Annotated in this window: 24 protein-coding genes; 2 read left to right on the forward strand and 22 right to left on the reverse strand. The window is 43.3% G+C overall.

From position 1 onward, the window contains the following. Positions 1-289: 289 nt before the first annotated feature. From BK582_RS02405 to BK582_RS02460, 12 genes are all read right to left on the reverse strand, one after another. Positions 290-1,045, reverse strand: a complete 756-nt coding sequence (locus tag BK582_RS02405) for a CoA-transferase subunit beta (RefSeq protein WP_244895323.1) — start codon at positions 1,043-1,045, stop codon at positions 290-292. Then, on the reverse strand, positions 1,036-1,908 hold the full coding sequence (locus tag BK582_RS02410) for a CoA transferase subunit A (RefSeq protein WP_078592801.1): 873 nt from the start codon (positions 1,906-1,908) through the stop codon (positions 1,036-1,038). The genes BK582_RS02405 and BK582_RS02410 overlap by 10 nt, the downstream gene beginning before the upstream one ends. Before the next feature lie 17 nt (positions 1,909-1,925). Beyond that, positions 1,926-3,266 (reverse strand): CoA-disulfide reductase, encoded by a 1,341-nt coding sequence (locus BK582_RS02415; protein ID WP_078592802.1) that lies wholly within the window; start codon positions 3,264-3,266, stop codon positions 1,926-1,928. 372 nt (positions 3,267-3,638) lie between these two features. Next, positions 3,639-3,905: a EutN/CcmL family microcompartment protein gene (locus BK582_RS02420; protein ID WP_167553368.1), complete on the reverse strand. Its 267-nt coding sequence runs from the start codon at positions 3,903-3,905 to the stop codon at positions 3,639-3,641. Between the two features lie 5 nt (positions 3,906-3,910). After that, positions 3,911-4,585, reverse strand: coding sequence for a phosphate propanoyltransferase (locus BK582_RS02425; protein ID WP_078592803.1), 675 nt, complete (start codon positions 4,583-4,585; stop codon positions 3,911-3,913). Between the two features lie 21 nt (positions 4,586-4,606). Continuing rightward, positions 4,607-4,885 (reverse strand): BMC domain-containing protein, encoded by a 279-nt coding sequence (locus BK582_RS02430; protein WP_078592804.1) that lies wholly within the window; start codon positions 4,883-4,885, stop codon positions 4,607-4,609. A 12-nt stretch (positions 4,886-4,897) separates the two neighbouring features. Beyond that, positions 4,898-5,173, reverse strand: a complete 276-nt coding sequence (locus BK582_RS02435) for a BMC domain-containing protein (protein ID WP_078592805.1) — start codon at positions 5,171-5,173, stop codon at positions 4,898-4,900. Then, entirely contained in the window at positions 5,166-5,498 is a 333-nt protein-coding gene (locus tag BK582_RS02440) for a BMC domain-containing protein (protein WP_169910759.1), read from the reverse strand. The genes BK582_RS02435 and BK582_RS02440 overlap by 8 nt, the downstream gene beginning before the upstream one ends. Next, positions 5,491-5,790: a BMC domain-containing protein gene (locus tag BK582_RS02445; protein ID WP_078592807.1), complete on the reverse strand. Its 300-nt coding sequence runs from the start codon at positions 5,788-5,790 to the stop codon at positions 5,491-5,493. The genes BK582_RS02440 and BK582_RS02445 overlap by 8 nt, the downstream gene beginning before the upstream one ends. Positions 5,791-5,803: 13 nt before the next feature. Beyond that, positions 5,804-6,139 (reverse strand): BMC domain-containing protein, encoded by a 336-nt coding sequence (locus BK582_RS02450; protein ID WP_244895324.1) that lies wholly within the window; start codon positions 6,137-6,139, stop codon positions 5,804-5,806. A 9-nt stretch (positions 6,140-6,148) separates the two neighbouring features. Further along, positions 6,149-7,699 carry an aldehyde dehydrogenase family protein gene (locus tag BK582_RS02455; RefSeq protein ID WP_078592809.1) on the reverse strand — a complete coding sequence of 517 codons (1,551 nt, stop codon included), beginning with the start codon at positions 7,697-7,699 and terminating at the stop codon, positions 6,149-6,151. A gap of 14 nt (positions 7,700-7,713) precedes the next feature. Continuing rightward, on the reverse strand, positions 7,714-8,484 hold the full coding sequence (locus tag BK582_RS02460) for a class II aldolase/adducin family protein (RefSeq protein ID WP_078592810.1): 771 nt from the start codon (positions 8,482-8,484) through the stop codon (positions 7,714-7,716). 182 nt (positions 8,485-8,666) lie between these two features. Between BK582_RS02460 and BK582_RS02465 the strand changes: the two genes are divergently transcribed. Continuing rightward, on the forward strand, positions 8,667-9,425 hold the full coding sequence (locus BK582_RS02465; protein WP_078592811.1) for a DeoR/GlpR family DNA-binding transcription regulator: 759 nt from the start codon (positions 8,667-8,669) through the stop codon (positions 9,423-9,425). Between the two features lie 63 nt (positions 9,426-9,488). Here BK582_RS02465 and mtnA read toward each other — a convergent pair whose 3' ends face one another. The 9 genes from mtnA to BK582_RS02510 form a co-directional block, all read right to left on the reverse strand. Beyond that, complete coding sequence (mtnA, locus tag BK582_RS02470; protein WP_078592812.1) at positions 9,489-10,553, reverse strand: S-methyl-5-thioribose-1-phosphate isomerase; 1,065 nt, start codon at positions 10,551-10,553, stop codon at positions 9,489-9,491. 18 nt (positions 10,554-10,571) lie between these two features. Further along, positions 10,572-11,801 carry an S-methyl-5-thioribose kinase gene (mtnK, locus tag BK582_RS02475; RefSeq protein ID WP_078592813.1) on the reverse strand — a complete coding sequence of 410 codons (1,230 nt, stop codon included), beginning with the start codon at positions 11,799-11,801 and terminating at the stop codon, positions 10,572-10,574. Positions 11,802-11,817: 16 nt separating this feature from the next. Then, positions 11,818-12,816, reverse strand: coding sequence for an ABC transporter permease (locus tag BK582_RS02480; protein ID WP_078592814.1), 999 nt, complete (start codon positions 12,814-12,816; stop codon positions 11,818-11,820). Between the two features lies 1 nt (position 12,817). Continuing rightward, positions 12,818-14,323, reverse strand: coding sequence for a sugar ABC transporter ATP-binding protein (locus tag BK582_RS02485; protein WP_078592815.1), 1,506 nt, complete (start codon positions 14,321-14,323; stop codon positions 12,818-12,820). Between the two features lie 59 nt (positions 14,324-14,382). Next, positions 14,383-15,531, reverse strand: coding sequence for a sugar ABC transporter substrate-binding protein (locus BK582_RS02490; protein WP_078592816.1), 1,149 nt, complete (start codon positions 15,529-15,531; stop codon positions 14,383-14,385). A 284-nt stretch (positions 15,532-15,815) separates the two neighbouring features. Beyond that, positions 15,816-16,676 (reverse strand): hypothetical protein, encoded by an 861-nt coding sequence (locus tag BK582_RS02495; RefSeq protein WP_078592817.1) that lies wholly within the window; start codon positions 16,674-16,676, stop codon positions 15,816-15,818. Positions 16,677-16,699: 23 nt separating this feature from the next. After that, positions 16,700-17,449 (reverse strand): LytR/AlgR family response regulator transcription factor, encoded by a 750-nt coding sequence (locus BK582_RS02500; RefSeq protein WP_078592818.1) that lies wholly within the window; start codon positions 17,447-17,449, stop codon positions 16,700-16,702. Beyond that, positions 17,446-19,200 carry a sensor histidine kinase gene (locus tag BK582_RS02505; RefSeq protein WP_078592819.1) on the reverse strand — a complete coding sequence of 585 codons (1,755 nt, stop codon included), beginning with the start codon at positions 19,198-19,200 and terminating at the stop codon, positions 17,446-17,448. The genes BK582_RS02500 and BK582_RS02505 overlap by 4 nt, the downstream gene beginning before the upstream one ends. A gap of 260 nt (positions 19,201-19,460) precedes the next feature. Beyond that, the gene (locus BK582_RS02510; protein WP_078592820.1) at positions 19,461-19,661 is read right to left on the reverse strand and encodes a hypothetical protein; all 201 of its coding nucleotides are present in this window, start codon (positions 19,659-19,661) and stop codon (positions 19,461-19,463) included. 153 nt (positions 19,662-19,814) lie between these two features. Between BK582_RS02510 and BK582_RS02515 the strand changes: the two genes are divergently transcribed. Continuing rightward, positions 19,815-20,219 (forward strand): DUF1761 domain-containing protein, encoded by a 405-nt coding sequence (locus BK582_RS02515; protein ID WP_236939283.1) that lies wholly within the window; start codon positions 19,815-19,817, stop codon positions 20,217-20,219. Between the two features lie 785 nt (positions 20,220-21,004). Here the strand turns inward: BK582_RS02515 and BK582_RS26730 are convergent. Then, positions 21,005-21,181, reverse strand: a complete 177-nt coding sequence (locus tag BK582_RS26730) for a hypothetical protein (RefSeq protein WP_169910667.1) — start codon at positions 21,179-21,181, stop codon at positions 21,005-21,007. Positions 21,182-21,183: the final 2 nt, after the last annotated feature.

Below are 21,183 nucleotides of genomic sequence, written 5' to 3' on the forward strand. Positions count from 1 at the left end.
TACGTTTTTTGAATACGCTTTCATAATACCACCAGAAAGTCTAATTGTGTCGAAATTGTGACGAAATGTAGAAAGCGCTTACTAACATGCTTGTATTTGTGTTTTACATGCATTCGGACAATGAGTGCGGTTTTCTCGACCAGTGTGACAAGTGCGTTCAAACAAACTTGTATTTTGTTTTCCATATGAATTAACATAATCAACTGCAAAAAAAAACACCTTCTTAAGGGTGTTTTACTAAAAGTGTATTTACAAATGCGGAAAAACGAAAGTGATAATTAACCCTTCCTCATTTGAACTCTACCGACCTGAGGTTTTTGAGATCTATACGGCGAAGTAACGCAAGCTCTTCTTTTGTTGGAGCTTCTGTCACTAGTATATTTTCATTCTTTAAAGCAAAACCTGTTGCTTCCTGCACTTGTTCAAAAGTGATATTGGGATGTATCGCATCAAGCACAACACGGCCATTTTTGTAACCAAATACACACAGGGGGGTAACTATTTTCCACAGATTTCCCCTTGTAGTTACAAAATCAACATCCTCTACAAATGTCCGCTTATCATGCTTTGTACGCCAGATTATTGCTTTTTTGGCTGTAGGAATAAGTACTGCACTGCCCGCGCCACCAGGAAGTCGTACTTTTGGCTTTTTATAGGGGCCGATGGCAGAGGCGTTCACATTTCCTTTTGCATCAAACTGAACCCCTCCTAAGAAGGCTACATCTAATTTTCCGCGCATAGATAAATCAAAAATGTCAGCAAGGGAAAAATAAGACTCTCCTCTCCTCACCAGCTCTGGTCCCGCCGAAGAATAGGAAACATCCCGTAAAGAATCAGGATTTACTCCGCCTGGGATATTTAAGTGTACTAAATCCGGAGCATGCAATGCTTTTGCAAGCTGCATAGCAACCATGGGCATGTGTGAGGAGACTCCATGGAAAACCGTTTCTTTGTCTTTAAGCAACCTCGCAATAACACAGGTCATTAAGTCGCCTGTCTCCCACTCCCGGTTACCAGGCACGCGCCCTCCATTAATCATCGCCATGCCCCCAGTCCCCCTTTATACGATAAACTATTGCGTGCCCTGTCTTTTCTCTCATAGGAATCTACCCACGCATGGAGCTCCTCCTTATTGTCCGCTTCTATAAAGCGTTTTATATCTTTCTCAGAAGCCTCATACTTTCCCTCGCACGAACACGGGGAAGCTCCATTAGGAATATGAACCACTGCATCGACCAGAAATCCCGGTATATCAATTCTGTCCTTTCGCTGAATCAGCCGACCTGCAGGCACTACCGTTTCAGCTGTTACAATAACCTTGTTTGCCGCGCGGCTGATTAATATGTCTTCGTATTGAGCTCCCTCAATAATTGTATTTCCATCTTCATCACATACCTGGGCATGGATAACTGCAAGGTCAGGGCGCAGAGTTTTCACTAACGTAACTGATTCAGCGGGCTTTCCCTCCGCTTCTGCAAAAGGGTTTTCCACAACCATGAAATAATCATTTTCCACAAGCAGATCTCCGTACTTTAAACCATGAACCGGCATAAACGGCACATTCATTACCGCTCCCCGGAGTGCGCAGATCACCGTATAACATGCATGTTCATTCCCTGTCACAGTTCCTGCCTCCACGGCTTTGCGGTAATGCTGGGCGAGCCCATATTCAGATTCATAACTCACAAAACCAGCATGGACGGTTGAAACAAGACCAAAGGCACATAATAAATCCACATCTAACGCGGCTGCTGTCTTAGCAACTTCCAGCTGTTTTTTTTCCTGCCTTACAATCTCTCTTATAAACGACATCGGTGCCCGGTGAAGTGCGTTGCCGCTGAATGTGAGCAGCATTCCGTCTTTCACAAATGACTGGACCGCTTCCTCTGTACCCATTCTCTTAGACATTAGATCAGCCTCCTATTTTATTTCACCGCATTACTGGCTACATGGATCGCATCCCAAACTCCGGCAAATGGCGGGGCGTAGCATAAATCGACCATTCCAAGTTCATCTGCTGTCATTCCGGTATGGATAGCCACAGCAAATGTATCGACGCGTAACACCGCTCCTTTTGGTCCGGCAACCTGAGCTCCGAGGATACGCCTGCTCCGTTTCTCACAAATAAGTTTGATCCAAAGAGGCGTCGCTCCCGGATAGTAGCCAGGATGGTCCGAAGATTCTATAACCACTGTCGAAATTTCCATTGAAAGCCTCTTTGCTTCAGGCTCAGACAATCCAGTACGCCCCATCTCGAGGCTGAACACCTTTATCGCCGCACTGCCCAGAGTTCCCGTATATTTTTTATGGCTTCCAGCTATATTTGCACCAGCCAGGCGGCCGCACTTATTTGCATTAGTTCCTAAAGGAATATAATCATTCTCCTGTTTCACCTTATGGTATACCACCGCACAATCCCCAGCTGCATATATATCTTCCACGCTCGTGCGCATTTCCCTGTCTACGATAACAGCCCCGTTTGAAGCAAGATGAACCCCTGTTCCTTTAAGAAACGCCGTCGCAGGTCTTACGCCAAGAGACATAATTACGTAATCTGCTTCATAAACACCACGATCAGTAACAATTTCAGACACGTTTCCTGAAGATGGCGTACCTGTAAAACTTTCGAGCTTCTCACCCAAATGAAGTTTTACTCCGTTATTAATCAATTCTTCTTCCGCTTTTTCAGCTACTTCCTTATCGAAGGGGGAAAGTATTTGGTCTGCCATTTCTATAATGCGGACTTCTTTACCTTGGAAAGAAAGGGCTTCTGCCATCTCCACCCCGATATAGCCCCCGCCGATTATTGCTACCCGCCTTATATCGGGCCTTTCAATATCCTCCCGAATACGAATACCGTCCTCCATGGACTTCAGCACACTGATCCCCTTTAATTCTCCGCCTGGAAAAGGAGGCACAATGGGAGTGGTACCAGTAGAGATCATTAATTTATCATAGCTTTCCAGAAAAACTCTTTTACTTTCCAAACTCCTTACCATTATCTGCTTTTTTCCCGGATCTACTTTTACAACTTCATGCCTTAATTTTACTTCAATTCCTTTCTCAGCAAAGTAAGCCTGAGAACGGGCAATCATACGGCGATAATCGTCATTTTCTCCTGAAATATAATATGGAAGGCCACAGGCGCCATATGTAGGAAACTGCCCTCTCTCGTATACTGTGATTTCCGCTTCATGATTAAGCCGGCGAAGCTTAGATGCTGCCGACATCCCTGCAGCAACTCCACCTATTACGATTAACTTCATAGCTCCTGACTCCCTTTCACCTGAACTTCGGATTATGCAGCCTGCTTCCGTGAATTCTCTGTCTGCTTAATGCAGCAGACTCTCTTTTTTTCTTTCGGTACACGAGGACATGTGCTGCCTTAGGGTGATTAAATACTGCCCCGCCAATCAGCATCTCCCCGGGTACCGAGGGAAGAATATCTTTAAAGGCTTCTCTTTTTTACGCAAAGATACGGTTAGTTTCACTCCCGGTACTCTCGCTTTTCAAACGGCTGAAAGACTTTTCCCTTTATATTGCAAGATTTCTCCTTAGTTATAAATGAACAACTTATGATTTAAATACGGCGAATAAAGCTATTTCGATCAATACCTGCAGTAGTCCAGGAGCCATTTCTAATCGGCTTCCTCAAAAACGGGCTCCTGGTCAATAATTCCTACTACAAGCATATCAATTGGAGCTTCGCGATGAAGGCCGTAACGGACAGGTTCTCCTGTAGTTAATAGCACATGCTCTCCCCGTCCGGCGCCAATAGTGTCTGCCGCCACGACATAGGACGGTTCGGCAGTGTGAGTGAGCCGGACCACAAGCAGTTTATACCCTTGGAGCCCTTCATATTTACGTGTTGAGACAACGTTTGAAATGACCTTCCCCATTAACATGACCGTCACTCATCCTCTCTAAGCAGCTTCACACTGCTGCTTCCTTCTATTAAAAATGCATTTCCGTCATCTGTATCAATGTGCATGTCCAGAGCATAGGAGTCCTTCACCCGGATTGTCACATTCTTCAAAATGCCCGGCTTCTCGCCATATACTTCTACAGCAACTTTCTCACCATCGGCAACTTGGTAATTAGATGCATCTGAAGGAGTCATATGGATATGCCTGTCCGCAATTATACATCCTTCCTCAAGTTCAAGACGGCGGCCTGAAGGACCTATTATTATTACCGGAGAAGAACCCTCCAGATCCCCGGAATGGCGGACCGGCGGCTTTAACCCAAGTATACGGGCGTCTGTACGAGACACTTCGACTTGAGTCCGGCCTCGGGCAGGTCCTAACACTCGCACTCTTTCAATCTGTCCTTTTGGACCTTCGAGAGTTACCTGTTCTTTACATGCATATTGATTAGGCTGGGATATTTTTTTAAACGGTGTCAGTTCATACCCATCTCCAAACAAGTATGCAACATGGTCTGGTGAAAGGTGCAGATGACGTGCAGATACACTGACAGGGATCATATCAGTTTCAGCAGGCCCTGCCAATTGGACGCCTTCTGCTCTCAGAATCTCTAAAACTTTAACCGTTACCTCTTCTACGAGCCTTTCCCTCTTCACCATCCTCTTCACATCCTGTCATTATTAAGACTGAAGCATAGGAAGAATTTTTACTACGTCACCATGCGGCCTGGGAATTACATGAGCGGCAATCAGTTCACCTGTACGCTGCACTGCATCTGTTCCCACTTCAATGGCGGCTTTCACTGCTCCTACTTCTCCCTGAATAATCACAGTAACCAGTCCAGAGCCAATTTTCTCGCTTCCAACTATCTCTACATTTGCAGCTTTCAGCATTGCGTCTGCTGCTTCAATTGCTGCAGTCAAACCTCTCGTTTCAATAATTCCTAATGAACTATTCATTTTTCAGCCTCCTTATTTATTTCCAGGTAAAAGATTAGTTAATTCAGCATGCGGTCTCGGAATGACATGTACTGCTACAAGCTCACCGATTCTCTGCGCAGCTTCCTGGCCTACTTCTGTTGCAGCCTTTACTGCCCCCACATCACCTTTAATCATTACAGATACCAGGCCTGAACCAATTTTCTCACTGCCTACAACTTCTACATTCGCTGCTTTAAGCATAGCGTCCGTCGCTTCAATTGCCGCGGTTAAACCTCGTGTCTCAATAATTCCAATAGATTCATTCATTTTCATTTTCCTCCTCTGATATTTGTTGAGAATCTTCCTTTCCAGCAGCTAAATAATTCATTATTTCCGGAGCTGGATTTGAAATAAGCACTGCACCTTTCAGGTAATCAGCAGTAATCTTCGGGTTTACATGTTTTGCAATCTCCAGCGCTCCCTGCACTTCTGATATGCTCCCCCCGATCACTAATGTCACCAGGCGGCCGCCAAGGTAGTTTTCACTGGAGAGAAAATCCACATTCGAACCTTTACACATGGCATCTAATAACTGAGATGCAATAGTAAAGTACTTAACTTCAACCAGTCCCACTGCTTCATAATCAGCCACTAAACCCACCTTCTTCCTTGCCTTTTTGCGCCATAACCGACAAAGTTCCATCGTACGGCCGCGCAATCACCTTTGTCCTGATAAGCTCTCCGTAGACGGCGGCTGTTTCTTCCGCTGACTCTAATGCAGCCTGTACAGATGCGAGATCTCCTTTTACTGCAATTGTTATATATCCAGATCCTGTTTTTTCCACCTGTTCACAAGTAACGTAAGCAGATTTTATCATTACATCCAGACACGCCACTGCTGCCGTATATCCAATCACTTCAACAAATCCGTACGATTGATACATCGGCTCTCCTCCTTTATAGCGGCTGCTTCCGCTTAACCTTCCCCAAAGGCAGCAGGCTTTTCAGCTCATCTGCAACTCCAGGCACAATCCGGACAAGTATATCTTCCTCATCTAAATACTTAAGGGCTTCTGATCTGGCACCATCCATGGCAGCTTCCACATCTGATACAGCCCCCGTAAACTTCACCTGGATAACTACCGGAATTTTTGCATTATCTCCAGACACTGGATTGTTGCAGTCGATTCCTTCTATTTTAATATTTCCTTGTTTGCACGCTTTGTCCATTGCAGCCATAGCAACACTAAAACCTAATACTTCGAGCATCCCCAGTGCCTTATTCATCATCATTACCCCCGCTTATCCTATAATTCGAAATCCGCCTTCTGCCAATACACAGCGGCGCTTTCGGGTAAATGTCCGTGCTGAGGTAACTCCTTCTCCGGTAGGACCGGCTATGCTCATTGTTGTATGTCCTTCACCGCCGAAACCGACACCTGCTAAAGAAGAAGCATTTTTGACAAAAATAGTTGTTTCTATTGCCCTGGCAAAGGCTGTCATTCTGTCGACATTTTTTGAATGTATTACTGCTGTATGGCGATTTCCTCGTTCAGCAAAAACAGCTTTTTCCACAGCCTCTTCAAAAGTTGCCGTTCTTACAAGTGGTAAAACCGGCATCATCTGTTCTAACTGTACAAATGGATGGTCAAAATCAGTTTCACAGATTAGGAGTTTGACCCCTTGCTTTTCAATGCCAATAGCGCGAAGGATTTTTTCTGCACTCTGTCCTACCCATTCTTTAGAAACATGGTATTTTTTTGCAGGGTTAAGAGTACATCCTGCCGCGGCTCCTGGATCCCGCTTGTCTTCTTTAAGCACAAGAGACATCACTCTCTCCAGATCATCTTTTCCAAGCATATATGCGCCTTCCTCAAGGAAATGGTAGATCAGCTCATCTGCAGCCTCTTCCATCACAAAAACTTCTTTTTCCGCAATGCATAAAATGTTGTGATCAAAGGATGCTCCGAGGATGATGGATTTTGCAGCGTTCGCCAAGTCAGCTGTTTCATCCACAATTACCGGAGGATTGCCCGCACCTGCACCAATAGCCTTTTTCCCTGATTGAAGCAATGAACGAACCAGGCCAGGACCGCCTGTACCTACCAGTAGCCTTACTTTCGGGTGCCTTGCAAGAATCTCAAGTGTTTCCAGAGAAGGTTCAGCTACCATAGTGATCAAGTTTGCCGGGCCTCCGGCTTCTATAATTGCTTTATTTAAATACCTTATTAGCACCTGGCAAGTACGTTTTGACGAGGGGTGCACATTGAATACCACTGAGTTTCCCGCAGCAAGCATTGACAGACTGTTATTTATAATTGTGGTAGTGGGATTAGTCACTGGCGTGACGCTTCCTATCACCCCGAACGGAGCATATTCCGTAATCGTCAGTCCGTCATCCCCGGATACTGCTTCAGTACGTAGATCTTCCACCCCCGGTGTTTTCATAACAACCAGTTCGTGCTTTTTCACTTTATCTTCCACTGAACCAAGCTTCGTTTCTTCCACAACTTGTTCTGCTAGAAAACGCTTTTTTTCTGTCACAATCTTTTTAATTGCCTCAAGGATCCGTGTTCGTTCGGAAACACTAATCTCCTTCACGAATAAAGCTTGTGCTTCTGCTGCCTGCTCTACAGCCGACCTCATGTCTGCAAATACACCGTCTGACCCCTGCGCTCCCACAACCGCCGTATTCTCCGGAACCTGTGTAACCGTCTTCATTTTCACCGGGGCAAGAGCCTTAGCGGTGGGAGTGCTTGTCTCCTTTTGCAGCTCTCCTCCGCCCAGTTCCTTTTCTACATTAGCAACAACAGACTGAACGATCTGGCGCAGTGCCTCTTCCGAAATGGCCATCAGTGTTCCCTCCTTTATTGCTGATACTTTCTTAGTACTTCCCGGGTTACCCGCTCAACTATATCAGCTATATTAACGTCTTTCTGCCTGTTTTCATCAGCAGTGCATGGAGGCGTGCCTCCGGTTTTTATGCCCATTTTGTCCCGGATTGCTATTAGATCGGAAACCTGGCTGCAATTTAATTCATTACTTCTTTGAATAATATTAGTGGAGTACATAGTCATCAGTGCATAATGCTCTAATGATTCCATTCTGTAATAAGCTTCAATCAGATCCCGCCCCCAGGTCAGGGCCCCGTGGTTTGCCAGCAGAACAGCATTATAATCTTTACAGTATGGGGCAATGGAGTTTGGCACCTCTTCTGTTCCCGGAGTGGCATAAGGGGCTATAGGAACGGTCCCTAAAAGCACTACCGCTTCAGGAGATATAGGTTTATCCAGTTCTACTCCTGCAATAGCATAAGATGTTGCGACTGGCGGATGAGCGTGTACTACTGCATTAATTTCCGGATTCTCTTTATAAGCGCGAATATGCATCTTCACTTCGGAAGAAGGCTTGTACTTTCCGGCAAGCACTTTCCCGCCGAGATCCATTTTCACCATCATGTCCGGGCGCATAAAACCTTTACTCACTCCTGTTGGTGTTGTCCATATAGTATTTGGTCCGCATTTAACGGAAATATTTCCATCATTCGCTGCGACAAAATTCTTTTTATAGATTCTGTCTCCGATTTCACAAATCCACTTCTTTGCTTCGAAATCAGAATAATAGTTCGAGTTTTTCATGGGAAACCTCCCCTCTTTTCCTGCCTGCTTCAATTATATTTTCGTCTTTTTTATAAGGTTTGTCAATTGTTTGTTTGGTTTTTTGTTGTTTTGTTTTGTTTTATGCTTGTTTCCTTCGTATGCAACCCTAAAAAGTATGGTATAATAACTGATGAATTAATAAATGTTAAGGAGAAACGACAATGCTTCCCATCGAACGAAAAAACAAAATTAAAGAATTGATTATTGAAAAAAAGAGCTTAACTGTCTCGGAAATGACCAAGCTGTTTAAAGTAACCGAGGAAACGATCCGACGCGACTTAAAACAACTGGAAGAAGAAGGTGTCTTAAACCGCACATATGGAGGCGCTTACATTTCTGAAGGCGTACAAAACGATGTAGATATTAACCTCAGAGAGTTTATACACGTAGACGGCAAGAAAAAGATCGCTAAGAAGTGTCTTTCTTTTATTCATAGCGGGGATTCCATTTTTCTTGATGCCTCTACCACGTCTCTTATGATCGCCTCAATGCTAAATGATCTTAGTCTTACAGTAGTAACTAATTCTATTAAAGTAGTTAATTCATTAAACGCTAATCCAAATATAAACCTGGTGGTAATTGGCGGCAGCTTCGCCCGTTCTTCCCAGTCAAATTTAGGAAGGGCGGCTGAAGATAATTTAAAGCAGTACTTTTTTGATGCCGCTTTTATTTCCTGCCGCTCTGTAAGCATGGAGCACGGTATCACTGATTCTAACGAAGCTCAGGCCGGTATTAGGAACATCGCTGCCGAGCATGGGAAACAAATATTTTTAATTGCAGACTATACTAAATTTGATAAAACATCCTTCACTAAAATATGCAGCTTTGATCAAATCCAGCATGTGGTCGTTGACGAAAAACTGTCAGATAGCTGGCACGCATTTCTTAAAGATAAGCAAATCACCCTTCATGAAGCTTAAAGAATGCTCCATATAACCTCTCTTCATATAACTGCCCCTCCAAATGATGGAGGGGCGTTAGATTTATTTATCGAAAAGCGCCTTTAAACTTCCTTCATATCCCGGATAAGCTAAACCCTTCTCCGTTATAATAGCCGTAATTAAAGAGTGGTCCGTCACATCAAATGCCGGGTTATAAACTTTAATATCTTCAGGAGCCATTCTCATTTTATACCATTCTTCTGTTATTTCTTCCGCCCGTCTGTTCTCAATTTCAATATCATCCCCTGTTGCGCAGGATAAATCAACAGTGGACAACGGAGCACATACATAGAAGGGAATATTATAATGTTTAGCAAGAATAGCGACACCGGATGTACCTATCTTATTTGCGGTATCACCGTTAGCCGCTACACGGTCACATCCAACCAGAACTGCCTGCACACGTCCTTCTTTCATCACAATGGAGGCCATATTATCACAAATGAGAGTTACATCCACTCCCGCCCGTTCTAATTCCCAGGCCGTCAGCCTTGCTCCCTGAAGCAGGGGACGGGTTTCATCTGCGTAAACTTTAAAGTTATAACCTTGTTCTTCCCCTAAATAAATTGGAGCTAGAGCCGTTCCATACTTAGCTGTTGCAATGGCGCCGGCATTACAATGTGTTAAGAGACCCATCTCAGGCTTTAATAACGTGAGTGCATGTTTGCCTATAGATTCGCACACTTCAGCATCTTCATCTCTGATATTTTCAGATTCTGCATGCAGTGCTTCCTTCACTTCCTGAACAGTTCTGCCAGCATTCATTTCCCCAATAAAACAGCTCTCCATCCTGTCGAGAGCCCAGAATAAGTTAACCGCTGTCGGTCGTGAAGAAGCCAGATATTCTTTTGCTTTTTTGAATTCTTCATACAAACTCCTTACATCCGCTGCTTCGGATGGTTTCACTGCTAAATAAACCCCGTATGCTGCTGCTATGCCTATTGCCGGAGCTCCCCGCACTTTCAGTTTATAAATAGCGTCCCAGATCTCCTCCACTGTCTTTAAGTTTAAAAACTGTGTCTTTCCTGGCAGTAATGTCTGATCTAATAAAACAAGAGTATCGTTTACATCATCAAGCCTCACTGACTGGATCACATTTGCTCCCATAACTGTCACCCCTCTTAATTAAAACTCTTCTATTATTGTGTGCGCTGTTTCTGCATACTGGATTCCGGACTTCATATTTGCGCGGGCCAGAATCAGTGATTTCCCAATAGCTAAACAAACTTTTTCTGCACGGGCTCTTTGTTCGTTATTTTCAATACCAGTCAAATCTTTTACATGGGCAAGGCCTACCGTTCTGCGTATCAGCTCACAGCCGGTAATTCCTGCCGTATTTTCAAGAATGGAATTCAAGTAGTATTCTTTAAAGCCTGGAGATTCCGCCATGTGATCCTTGGCACATTTGTCCCATACTGTGTTGAATTTTTCTTTAAATAAGTCAACCACTTCTATAATAGTTTTTTCAAGAAATCCGGTGAAATGTTCCTTGCTGTCTCCTTCTTCCATCGTGACGACACCGTTGATATAGGCGAAAATTAAATTAGCAATAACGTTCCCAACATCGTAACCAGCTGGTCCGTAGAAAGCAAACTCAGGATCGATCACTTTTGTGGAATCAGGCTTAATGAACACTGATCCTGTATGAAGGTCACCGTGTATAAGAGACTGTGCATTAGTCATGAAATCGAACTTCAGTTTGGATGCTTCCAGCTTTAATTCTTCATCATTCCAAATCTCCCGTTCTACAAAACTTTTAATCTCAGGGAAAACATCATTTCGTGTACAATTATAAAAAGGCTCAGTGAATACAAGATCTTCACTAATTTCACAAAGGTCAGGATTAATAAAATCCTTTACGAGCTCTTTTTTCTCCTTATGGTTCATTACCACATCCGAAGTCAACAGGAGTGTATTAACCAAAAAAGTAGTAATATGATCTGAGAACAGCGGGAATGTTTCTTTATTTATCAGCGCTTCCCTCATAATAGTGTGGTCAGATAAATCCTCCATAGCCATACAATTCATTACTGGATCATAATGATAAACTTCAGGGACAAACCCTTCCGCCAGTTTACCCTGCAGTTTTAAAATCTCACTTTCAATCCTGTTGCGGTCTGGAGACACTTTAAACTCATCTGAAATTCTCGCCACAGGACCTGCCTGCTTAATAATCACAGATTCATTATTTCTCTCATCTTTTACCAAAAAAACATAATTAAGGTTTCCATCGCCTATTTCTTTACAGCTAAGCTCGGCATCTTCTTTAAAGTAGTTCAGCTCAGTTTTAACATAATCTGTCACATCTTCTTCACTCATAGTAAAGTATGCTGTCCTGAAATCTTTAACTGTCATATTTAATCCCTCCGCCTTATTTAAGCTTGTAATAAGTTAAAGCAAGCGCTAATGCAAGTACTGTTCCTTTCACAATATCCATGGCATAGTATGGTACTGCCATCATAACCAGACCATTCGCGAGAATACCTATTAAAACAGCACCGATAAATGTTCCAAACGCGTTAGGCTTTCCTGCTCCAAGCACAGCGAAACCAATAAATGCTGCTGCTACAGCGTCCATTAAGTAAGGACCGCCTGCGTTAATCTCCGCAGTCATAACCCTGGAAGCAAGCACCATCCCGCCTATCGCTGCAAATGTTGCTGATAGGAGATAAGCCAGCACCTTATATTTGTTAACAGGTATCCCGGACAATCGGGCAGCTTCCTGGTTCCCGCCTATCACATACATGTACCGCCCGTGCTTAGTGTAGGTTAAGAAAATGTGAACAACCGCTACTGAAACCAGCATAATTATGATTATCCAAGGTATTTGCCCAAGTTTTGCGAAAAGCGGGGATATTTGACCCTGCGCATATGTTCCATCAGGCATAATCATATTTTGTGAGATAGTTGCTCCCCGTGTATATGTGAGGGCGACCCCCTGTATAATAAACATGGTGGCTAATGTCATTAATAAATCAGGGATTCTTACTTTAACTATCATAAAAGCATTGAGTGCTCCTACCATCAGCGCAGCCAAAAGACCAGCTCCTATCGCAATAAACACCGGCTGCTGGTACCAGACAAACATGGAAATGACTACAGCATTTGCGAGAGAGGCTACAGACCCTACCGATAGATCAAATCCATCTACAGATAATGACAGCGTAATGCCAACTCCAATGATTGTTACAATAGATATGGAACGCAATATGTTTACTAGATTACTCGTTTGTAAAAAGTTTGGATTCATGGATGCAAAGAAGATAATTAATAGACCGATAAGAATTAATGTTCCATATTTATACATAAAATCAAATAAGTCAAAGCCCTGTCTGCTTTTTTTTGTATCAACTGAGCTCGAGGTGTTCATATTAATTTCCTCCTGTTGAATAAAGTAGCAATTTCTCTTCGTTTGTCTCTTCTGTCATCACTTCATTAACAATCCTTCCATCGTACATTACGTAAATTCTATCGCTGATTCCCATAATCTCCGCAAGCTCACTTGAAGCATATATCACAGACTTTCCCTGGTCAGCCAGAGCAGCTATTAAATTAAAAATATCTCTCTTTGCCCCTACATCTACTCCTTTAGTAGGCTCATCGAAGATATATACTTCCGCATCTGCAACCAGCCATTTCCCTATAGCTATTTTCTGCTGGTTTCCCCCAGATAGATTTTCAACAATCGCTTTTTCGGACGGGGTCTTTACTCCAAGGCTCTGGATCATTTCTTTTGCTTTAGTTGCTTCTGCCCTGAAGTCCAGAAAACTGAACACTTTTAAGAAGTTATTCAGGCTAGATGCTGAAAAATTTGTCACTACTGTTTCATGGACAAGGACCCCTTCTTTACGCCGTTCTTCAGGAACGAGGGCCAACCCTTGGTTAACAGCATCATATGGTGTACGGATTCTCAGCTTCTGACCATGAAGTAGTACTTTACCGTCAACTTTGTTAGTAACACCAAAAAGCGCCTTGCAAAATTCTGTTTTTCCTGCCCCTACAAGCCCGGCTATCCCAACAATTTCACCTTTTTTCACATGCATGTTGATATCAGATATTTTTTCCCGGTCACTTAGTTCTTTAGTTTCCAGGACAGTTTCTCCTATCATCGGCGTTCTGGAAGGAAATTGATCATCAAGCTTCTGTCCGAGCATATATTCAATAACACGATTAATTGTCGTCTTAGGAATTTCTTCTTTAATAACAAACTCTCCATTACGCATAATTGTGATTTCATCACAAATCTCAAAAAGTTCCGGCATTCGGTGTGAAATAAAAATAACTCCGACATTTTTGCTTTTCAGGTCACGAACTATGCGAAACAACTCTTCTGTTTCGGTAAAACTAAGAGGAGCAGTAGGCTCATCAAGTATGAGGAACTTACAGTCTTTAGAAATAGCCCTGGCAATCAAAACCATTTGTTTTTCTGAAAGGCTCAGCTGGCTCACCAGTTTTCTGGAAGACACATTAACATTAATACTCTCTAAAATTTCTGTGGCCTTTTTATGAATACGGGTCCAGTTAACTACTTGCTTTTTTCCCATATCACTGACTGTTTCGTTCAGCATAATATTTTCCCCGACAGTTAAATAGGGGATAAGCGCCGTGTCTACCTCTTGATAGACAATTTGTATACCAAGATCCTGAGCATCCTTCGGAGTGCGGATATTTACCTTTTTGCCATTTAGAAAAATCTCTCCCGTATAGTGTCCATAAGCACCGCAAAGTACTTTCATTAAGGTGGATTTCCCTGCTCCATTAGCACCGATAAGCGCATGAGAAACCCCTGTTTCTGTTTCAAAATCTACATTATCAAGCGCTTTAACACCCGGAAATTCAATGGATATCTGATTCATAGCTAATACTGTTTTTTCCATGCGATATGGCACCTCTTTCAAAAAAGGGGGAGAGTACAAGCCTCCCCCTCTTCCTCTTGTTAATTATTAGCTTTTAATGTTTCCATCCAGTCTTCAAGGAACTCATCTGTCTGGCCCCAGCCAGGAATTAGTTCCTGCAGGCTTTCCATGTTTACCGGAGCATCACTTTCCTGGAGCTGTTCCTGAGAGATTAAGGTAGCTTCCAGGTCATACGTATCCGGAGTATCTTCTCCAGCTAATTTTTTTGCCAGTATACGCATGTTTACAGCACCGACAAGCTTTGGATCAACCGCAGCTGTATATTTCCATGGACTTCCTTCCTGCTGCATAATTTCTAAGTCGGCATTGGATACATCGATTCCATAAATAGCAATTTCATCACGTCCTGCTTCATTAACAGCACGAGCGGCACCAATAGCAAACGCATCCCATGTTGCGAAAATTGCGTCAATTTCCCCTTCAGAATGAGCGTTTAACATTGAAGCGACAGCATTTTGAGTCTGTCCCGTTGTATCCTCAGCTGCAACTCCGAATCTGTCAATTTCATTTAAACCTTCATATTCATTCATATAATCTGTGTAAATATTATTACGGCGAACCATTGGGGGAAATCCGTCAACCCAGAGATATACCAGATTTGCTTCACCGTCGTAATCCTGTACCAGTTGTTCTAAAGCAAGTTCAGCAAGAGCCTCATCATCCTGGGATGTCACTGTTACATTGTCGATATCAGTAAGTTCAGGAATAGAGTCGAAAGCAACTACTTCAATTCCTTTTTCTCTCGCTTCTTCCACTGCGTCAAAAGTTGCTGAATCGTCCCCATGGGAGATGATTAAACCGTCTACATTCTCATCAATCGCCTGGGCGATTGCATCATGAAACCTTGCAGTATCCCCGTTTGCTGTAAAAACATCTACATCAAACCCCAGGGAATTCCCCTCTTCCGATGCCCCAGCTAAAAACTGCGCCGTATGATCGTCCCCGCCGATTTTACGAATAACACGTATCTTTGTGTCTTCCTCAGTAAATCGCTCAGGGACCCCTTCCATACTACTGCTACCATTATTTTCATTTTGACTATTATTATCATTATTGTTTTCCGCTGAACCATTATTAGATGCTCCAGTGTTATCGTCACCACAACCAGCCAGCAAAATAGTCGCCATTAATGCACCCATTAATGTTTTACTAAATGAAAATCTTTTCATACCCCTGCCTCCTCTTATTCTTCTCTTTTTCAAAACCATATAAAAGCGCTTACAAATCAAACTTTTAAGAAAATAATAGCACGAATACATTGTTTGTACAATGTTTCTTTTGTGTTTTTGTATATTTTGTGTGGATTTGTTTTGTTTTTTGCCATATTTAATGGGTGATTTATATAATGAAGTTTTTTTCAGGATTTTATAAAGACAAGAAAAAACACCCCGACTATCAGAATGTTTTTCATATTTCAAGAAATTATAATTGTTTTATTATCATAGAGGAGGCACTAATAACCCCCTCTTTCCACCGTTTCAAACTCCATGCCAAGCTCATCTTCCACGAGCACCCGCAGCTCAACATTTTCCAGGTCTGTACTGGCTTCCTCATGCTCAACCAGTGTGTAGAAAAAATACTCCTCACTATATTCGCTCGTATAACTATTGTGAGCTCCCTCAAGAATGTCCCATTCGTGCAGGAGTTCTCCCTGATAATAAAGAAAGGCAGAAGCCTCCGTTATGCGCATATCCTCCACGTTCCCTGCCATAACAAATTCCTCATCTGTATTATTAGTAATGTCGATATGAACTTCAAACTCCTCCTGGTTTACAGGAAGAATATTGGGGTTCAGGAATACACGGGAAGAAAGCTGGTCATAGAAATCAAGCTCAAACAGAGCATCACTCCGGCTTTCAGACTCTGACCGGGCGATTACTTGTGTGCTTATATTGCTGTCCAGAGGGAATCTGTGCTCCAAGGAGTAATTAAGCCCGTTCATATGGACAGCATCAAGCTCCGTCCATTCCTCCCCGCTCCCTAAACGATAAAGGAAAGCCACTTCCTCATTATCGGCAAGCTCACGAAAACGCCATTCAAAAAGCAAATCCACCGTGTTTTCCACAGTATCAATATTTTGGATTTCATATCCGTTTTCCTGCACCCACGCCTGCTCCTGAACAAATTGCTCCCTCATCTCGTTCATGTCCTCTGATAATTCCGTTACAGACCAGCCTACGTTGCTGATATCATGGGACAGGCCTTCCAAATAGGGGAGTTTGTTATCCAGTTCTGCCAGGCGTACTAAATTATAAACATTCACACCAATAATGAGAGCAATAGCTAATCCAGCAAAAATTTCCTTTTTACCCATTTCCTCCTCCCCCTTATCCCTTATTATAACTCAAGACGGTCCCTCAGTTCCTTAACATAATTGCGGCTGACAGGTATTTCTTCTTTGCTGCCCTCCACTTTTACCTGGTAAGCACCGTTAAACCATGGGATTAGTTCATTCACTTTATTCAGATTGACGAGATAGCTTTTATGTGTACGGAAAAATGGATAGCCTTTGAGCTTTGCTTCAAGATCTTTGATCGTTGTCCTGACACTGTACTTCTCATCCTTTGTGCAAATCACTGTTTCTCTTTCTTCACGGAACATATAAGTAATCTCTTCCGGGGACAAGTAGACGATCCTGCCGTCCCCTTCCACTGCAAGTCGTGCAGCAGGTGAAAGAAGAAACTCCTGTTTTTCCCCCGCTCCTGCAACAGATGCCCCAAGTCTTTCCCTGATCATCGCAATTGTCTCTGCCAGCTCCTCTTCGTCGAAGGGCTTCAGTATATAATCCAGCGCCTGAACGCGAAAAGCTCTAGCTGCGTAGTCTGGATAGGCTGTGGCAAAAATAATGAGCGGCGTCTTCTTCATGTTTTTTAATGCCTGGGCCAGCTCCATTCCCGACATCCGGGGCATTTCAATATCGAGAAATGCTACATCCGGTTCGTTTTTCATAATTACCTCAAGCCCTTTTTCCCCTGAATCTGCTTCAGCGACAATTTCTATATCGTCGTACTGCCCCAGTAAGAACTTCAACTCATCTCTGCTGTATGGCTCATCATCTACGACAACTACACGGATTCCAGTTTTCAATCTCGTTCACCTCTGTTTCTTACAGGGAGGGTAAATGCAATGGTTGTTCCCTTCCCTGCTTCACTGTCAATTTCCATTTTCATCTCTTCTCCATACATCATCCCTAGTCTTCTGTTCACGTTGGAAAGGCCGATTCCCGTCCCGGTCTCTGATACCACAGGCTCAGAGCCCAGTTCCTTGAGCCTCTCCTCGGAAATGCCAGCACCGTTGTCACTGATGGAGAGTAAAACACTATTATCCCGTTTCTTTGCCTGGATAAAAATAAAGCTTTCCTCCCGCAGCTGTTTCACGCCATGTTTAATGGCATTTTCAACTAGTGGCTGGAGTGTCATCGGCGGAATCCTCACAGGCAGTGCTTCCTTATCAACATCGAAGTCCACTGTAAGCTTGTCCGAAAATCTCGCCTCTTCGATCTCCAGATACGATTTAACATGTTTCAGCTCCTCCTCTAATGACGTTTCGGTCATATTCGTACCCGAGAGATTCTGCCGGAAAAAATGTGATAAAGATATGAGCAGTTTCCGTGCTTTTTTCGGGTCCGTTCTGATGAGAGCCACAATTGTATTCAGGGCGTTGAAAAGAAAATGGGGGCTCACCTGCGCCTGCAGGGCTTTAATTTCCGCCTGTTTTGCCAGTTCAAGGTGGCGGTCCACTTCCGACAGCTCCAGCTGGTGGCTTAGGATGGTTGACAGACCTTTACTCAGTTCCACTGCCGTCTGAGTCATATCGTCTTCTGATTTAAAGTAAAATTTCAAAGTCCCTATCGTCGTGTCTTTTATTTTTAACGGGGCAATGACGGCGGCTTCCAGCGGGCATTCTATAAAGCCGCAGTAAATCTCCTCAGAGTCCGCGATCATCAGCTCACCTTCTCTGAGAACCTGCTTTGTTGCCCCGGTCATTATTTCTTCATTCAGCAAATGATACTGGCTGCCTGCTCCGACAAACGCAAGTATTCTGTCTTTGTTCGTAAGTGACACTGCATCCGCCCGTGTCTCCTTTAAAAGGATTTCACACGTAGCCTGAGCGGACTGCTCATTCAGCCCTTTCCTCATATATTTCAGTGTATAATCTGCAAGCTTCAGGGCTTTCTGCGCCTGAAGAGACCCCATTTTTTCCTCTTCGAAAAATACGTTGCGGATGATCAGGATGAAAATTGCTGCTCCAATTCCATTGGCCACCACCATCGGTACACCGATTGCCTGAACAAGCAGCACCGACTGTTCAAAGGGACGGGCAACAAGAAGGATAATCAGCATCTGAACTGCCTCCGCAACTGCTCCGGCAAATAGAGCCGTCTGCAAAGATATGATCCGGTGGTTCTTGTTCCGTTTATAAAAATAACCAGCAATAAGCCCGGCAATAATAGTGGCAAGCCCGCAGGCAATACCAGTAAATCCGCCTAAAAACATACGATGAACACCTGCTATGGCTCCGGCTCCAAGGCCCACTGCCCAGCCCCCCAGCAGTCCGGCGACAACGACACCAATAACCCGGGAGTTGGCAATTGCTTCCCCTTCCCCGATGTCCAGAGCCCATCTGTCATAGGAAGCCTGTTCAATATTTACGGTGAGCCCGGAATATGTTCCCAGAATTCCGAAGAGTCCAAACACAATGATCACACTTATTTTATGTTTTCGGCTGAGTTCCCGCCGGTCAATTAAATGGCGGATAAATTTAAACCGCGTCATGATAAAGGCGACTGCGACGATAATTCCCAGCCGTTCAAGCATCGCCAGTAGCAATTCCCACATGGTGTACCCTCTCTCCAGTTTAATTTGAATAGTTGCTGCACACTTGTCTTATTTTAGTATACTTCTTTATTTGGTGGCTAATCTTTTATGAGGGATGAGTAGTGGAGGATGACTGCACGTTTGGATAAATGTACTGACTTGTGCAAAAGTGGATTAAAGTTATGCGTAAGCCGGGGAAGTTGTGCAAACCATAACGGAACTTGTACGAATCTCCTGCCTTATCGTGCGAACGGCATTTGAACTTGCGCAACCATTCCGGTCTACAGATAAAAATCCTGGCGCTTTTTATATTCACCTACTGGATGGTTCAGGGACTCACCGTATTTCTCCAGGATATATTCCACATTCCTGGCGTCCCGCTCCATCCCTACCCCCTGTTCGTAAACAAGCCATTCCAGTAAATAGACCAGTCCTGAATGCCCGCCCTTAACCGCCTCGTCATAAAGCTCGCCTATTGTCATTTTACTCTGCTCCTTCCAACCAGAATCAGATGCTGCCTGCTTATATGTATGCCTTTATACTCCAAAAGGGTAGGGTAAATATATTTTTTCTTCCCCTTTTCTTTCATTAATCAAGGTATAATTGCAAAAGGTATAATATAAATTCATGTAATTTTGAAAGGGGAACAAACAAGCATGATGATGATTCTCGCAATTATAGCCGGAGCCGTTATTTATATGGTTTCGGGAATGATTTATTACACAGTGCTGGGGAACCGGTGGGTCGATCTGTTAAACATCAAAAATCCTGAGCAGCCCAATTACGGGCTATTATCCTTTGTCACACTTTTAACTTCTCTCATTTTGTTCGGGCTTATCCGGTTTTCAGGGGCCGAAACATTTATCGGCGGGGCTTTCGCCGGCTTATTGACTGGATTAATTGTATCCCTTGCTTATTCAAAGGATTTTATTTTCGGGCTTGGAACCAGTACGAAGAACGCGCTCCATGTTTTTTTGATCGCGGCTGGCTATCATGTAATAGCACTCACTTTAATAGGCGGAGTAATGGCCTTGTTTTAAAAAAATGTATTATCCTTAACTCTCTGACGGCTTATAACAAAAAAGGGCTTCTGTTACCCTCGCGATTCCTCCTGCCGCTGAATAATAATATTATGAGTTGGAAACCATGTTAGATGGTAAGAGTAAGAGGACAAGCATGGTCAGGAGGAATTATATATGTTTAAAGCAGAATCAGATTCATCTAAGCTCGCGGATAAAGTTGTGCAGGAATTAAAGGAAAGAAATGATAAGGCGAGGGAACAGGCGAAAAAAGCGCTGGGAAAGTAACTGAAGATTCACCAGAAAAAAAGAGTGCCTCCACTTAAAAATACGTGGAGGCGCTCTTTTTAATATTCGAGGTCACTTCCTTAAAAGGGTGGGCTGATTACAAGGAATCAGGACAAATCTTCGCAGTTTGTTTGAAATTTGTCCAGCAAATCTCTTTTTCTGGACAAATTGCACCCACTTCAACAATATTTGTCCTGCAAACCTTCTTTGCTGGACAAATTCATCCTTTTATTACGGAATTTGTCCAGATTACCACCTCGAAATGGAAAATAAATACATTCTCACTGCTTATTTTGGACAAATCTTTGCTGTTTGGTTGAAATTTGTCCAGCAAATCTCTTTTTCTGGACAAATTGCACTCATTTCAACTATATTTGTCCTGCAATTCTTCTTTGCTGGACATATTCATCCTTCTATAACGGAATTTGTCCTGAATAGCCTCCCCGAAAAGCTCACAATCCCACCGCTGATACAGGAGAAGGCTCACTTTATATAACTTCAAAAATAAAAGCCGGCAGTTAATTAACTCTGCCAGCTTGTTCATCGTTTTGTTTTTCATTTTCATTATTGCCGTTATTATAATTTAATGCCTTCAGTGCTTTTTCACGGGCATGTTTATTTTTCTGTTTCCGCTTCAGCATATAATTGTCGGAGAGTTGTGTGGAATATGGCTTCTCTTTAGCAGCTTGTCCCATAA

Origin of the sequence: Evansella clarkii (assembly GCF_002019695.1) — a bacterium.
Taxonomy (GTDB): domain Bacteria; phylum Bacillota; class Bacilli; order Bacillales; family Salisediminibacteriaceae; genus Evansella; species Evansella clarkii.

What these genes read in the sequence shown, in the direction of transcription:
- BK582_RS02405 (WP_244895323.1), bottom strand. Translation starts at nt 1,045, where the DNA reads ATGGCGATGATTAATGGAGGGCGCGTGCCTGGTAACCGGGAGTGGGAG.
- BK582_RS02410 (WP_078592801.1), bottom strand. Translation starts at nt 1,908, where the DNA reads ATGTCTAAGAGAATGGGTACAGAGGAAGCGGTCCAGTCATTTGTGAAA.
- BK582_RS02415 (WP_078592802.1), bottom strand. Translation starts at nt 3,266, where the DNA reads ATGAAGTTAATCGTAATAGGTGGAGTTGCTGCAGGGATGTCGGCAGCA.
- BK582_RS02420 (WP_167553368.1), bottom strand. Translation starts at nt 3,905, where the DNA reads ATGTTAATGGGGAAGGTCATTTCAAACGTTGTCTCAACACGTAAATAT.
- BK582_RS02425 (WP_078592803.1), bottom strand. Translation starts at nt 4,585, where the DNA reads ATGGTGAAGAGGGAAAGGCTCGTAGAAGAGGTAACGGTTAAAGTTTTA.
- BK582_RS02430 (WP_078592804.1), bottom strand. Translation starts at nt 4,885, where the DNA reads ATGAATAGTTCATTAGGAATTATTGAAACGAGAGGTTTGACTGCAGCA.
- BK582_RS02435 (WP_078592805.1), bottom strand. Translation starts at nt 5,173, where the DNA reads ATGAATGAATCTATTGGAATTATTGAGACACGAGGTTTAACCGCGGCA.
- BK582_RS02445 (WP_078592807.1), bottom strand. Translation starts at nt 5,790, where the DNA reads ATGTATCAATCGTACGGATTTGTTGAAGTGATTGGATATACGGCAGCA.
- BK582_RS02450 (WP_244895324.1), bottom strand. Translation starts at nt 6,139, where the DNA reads ATGATGATGAATAAGGCACTGGGGATGCTCGAAGTATTAGGTTTTAGT.
- BK582_RS02455 (WP_078592809.1), bottom strand. Translation starts at nt 7,699, where the DNA reads ATGGCCATTTCGGAAGAGGCACTGCGCCAGATCGTTCAGTCTGTTGTT.
- BK582_RS02460 (WP_078592810.1), bottom strand. Translation starts at nt 8,484, where the DNA reads ATGAAAAACTCGAACTATTATTCTGATTTCGAAGCAAAGAAGTGGATT.
- BK582_RS02465 (WP_078592811.1), top strand. Translation starts at nt 8,667, where the DNA reads ATGCTTCCCATCGAACGAAAAAACAAAATTAAAGAATTGATTATTGAA.
- mtnA (WP_078592812.1), bottom strand. Translation starts at nt 10,553, where the DNA reads ATGGGAGCAAATGTGATCCAGTCAGTGAGGCTTGATGATGTAAACGAT.
- mtnK (WP_078592813.1), bottom strand. Translation starts at nt 11,801, where the DNA reads ATGACAGTTAAAGATTTCAGGACAGCATACTTTACTATGAGTGAAGAA.
- BK582_RS02480 (WP_078592814.1), bottom strand. Translation starts at nt 12,816, where the DNA reads ATGAACACCTCGAGCTCAGTTGATACAAAAAAAAGCAGACAGGGCTTT.
- BK582_RS02485 (WP_078592815.1), bottom strand. Translation starts at nt 14,323, where the DNA reads ATGGAAAAAACAGTATTAGCTATGAATCAGATATCCATTGAATTTCCG.
- BK582_RS02490 (WP_078592816.1), bottom strand. Translation starts at nt 15,531, where the DNA reads ATGAAAAGATTTTCATTTAGTAAAACATTAATGGGTGCATTAATGGCG.
- BK582_RS02495 (WP_078592817.1), bottom strand. Translation starts at nt 16,676, where the DNA reads ATGGGTAAAAAGGAAATTTTTGCTGGATTAGCTATTGCTCTCATTATT.
- BK582_RS02505 (WP_078592819.1), bottom strand. Translation starts at nt 19,200, where the DNA reads ATGTGGGAATTGCTACTGGCGATGCTTGAACGGCTGGGAATTATCGTC.
- BK582_RS02510 (WP_078592820.1), bottom strand. Translation starts at nt 19,661, where the DNA reads ATGACAATAGGCGAGCTTTATGACGAGGCGGTTAAGGGCGGGCATTCA.
- BK582_RS26730 (WP_169910667.1), bottom strand. Translation starts at nt 21,181, where the DNA reads ATGGGACAAGCTGCTAAAGAGAAGCCATATTCCACACAACTCTCCGAC.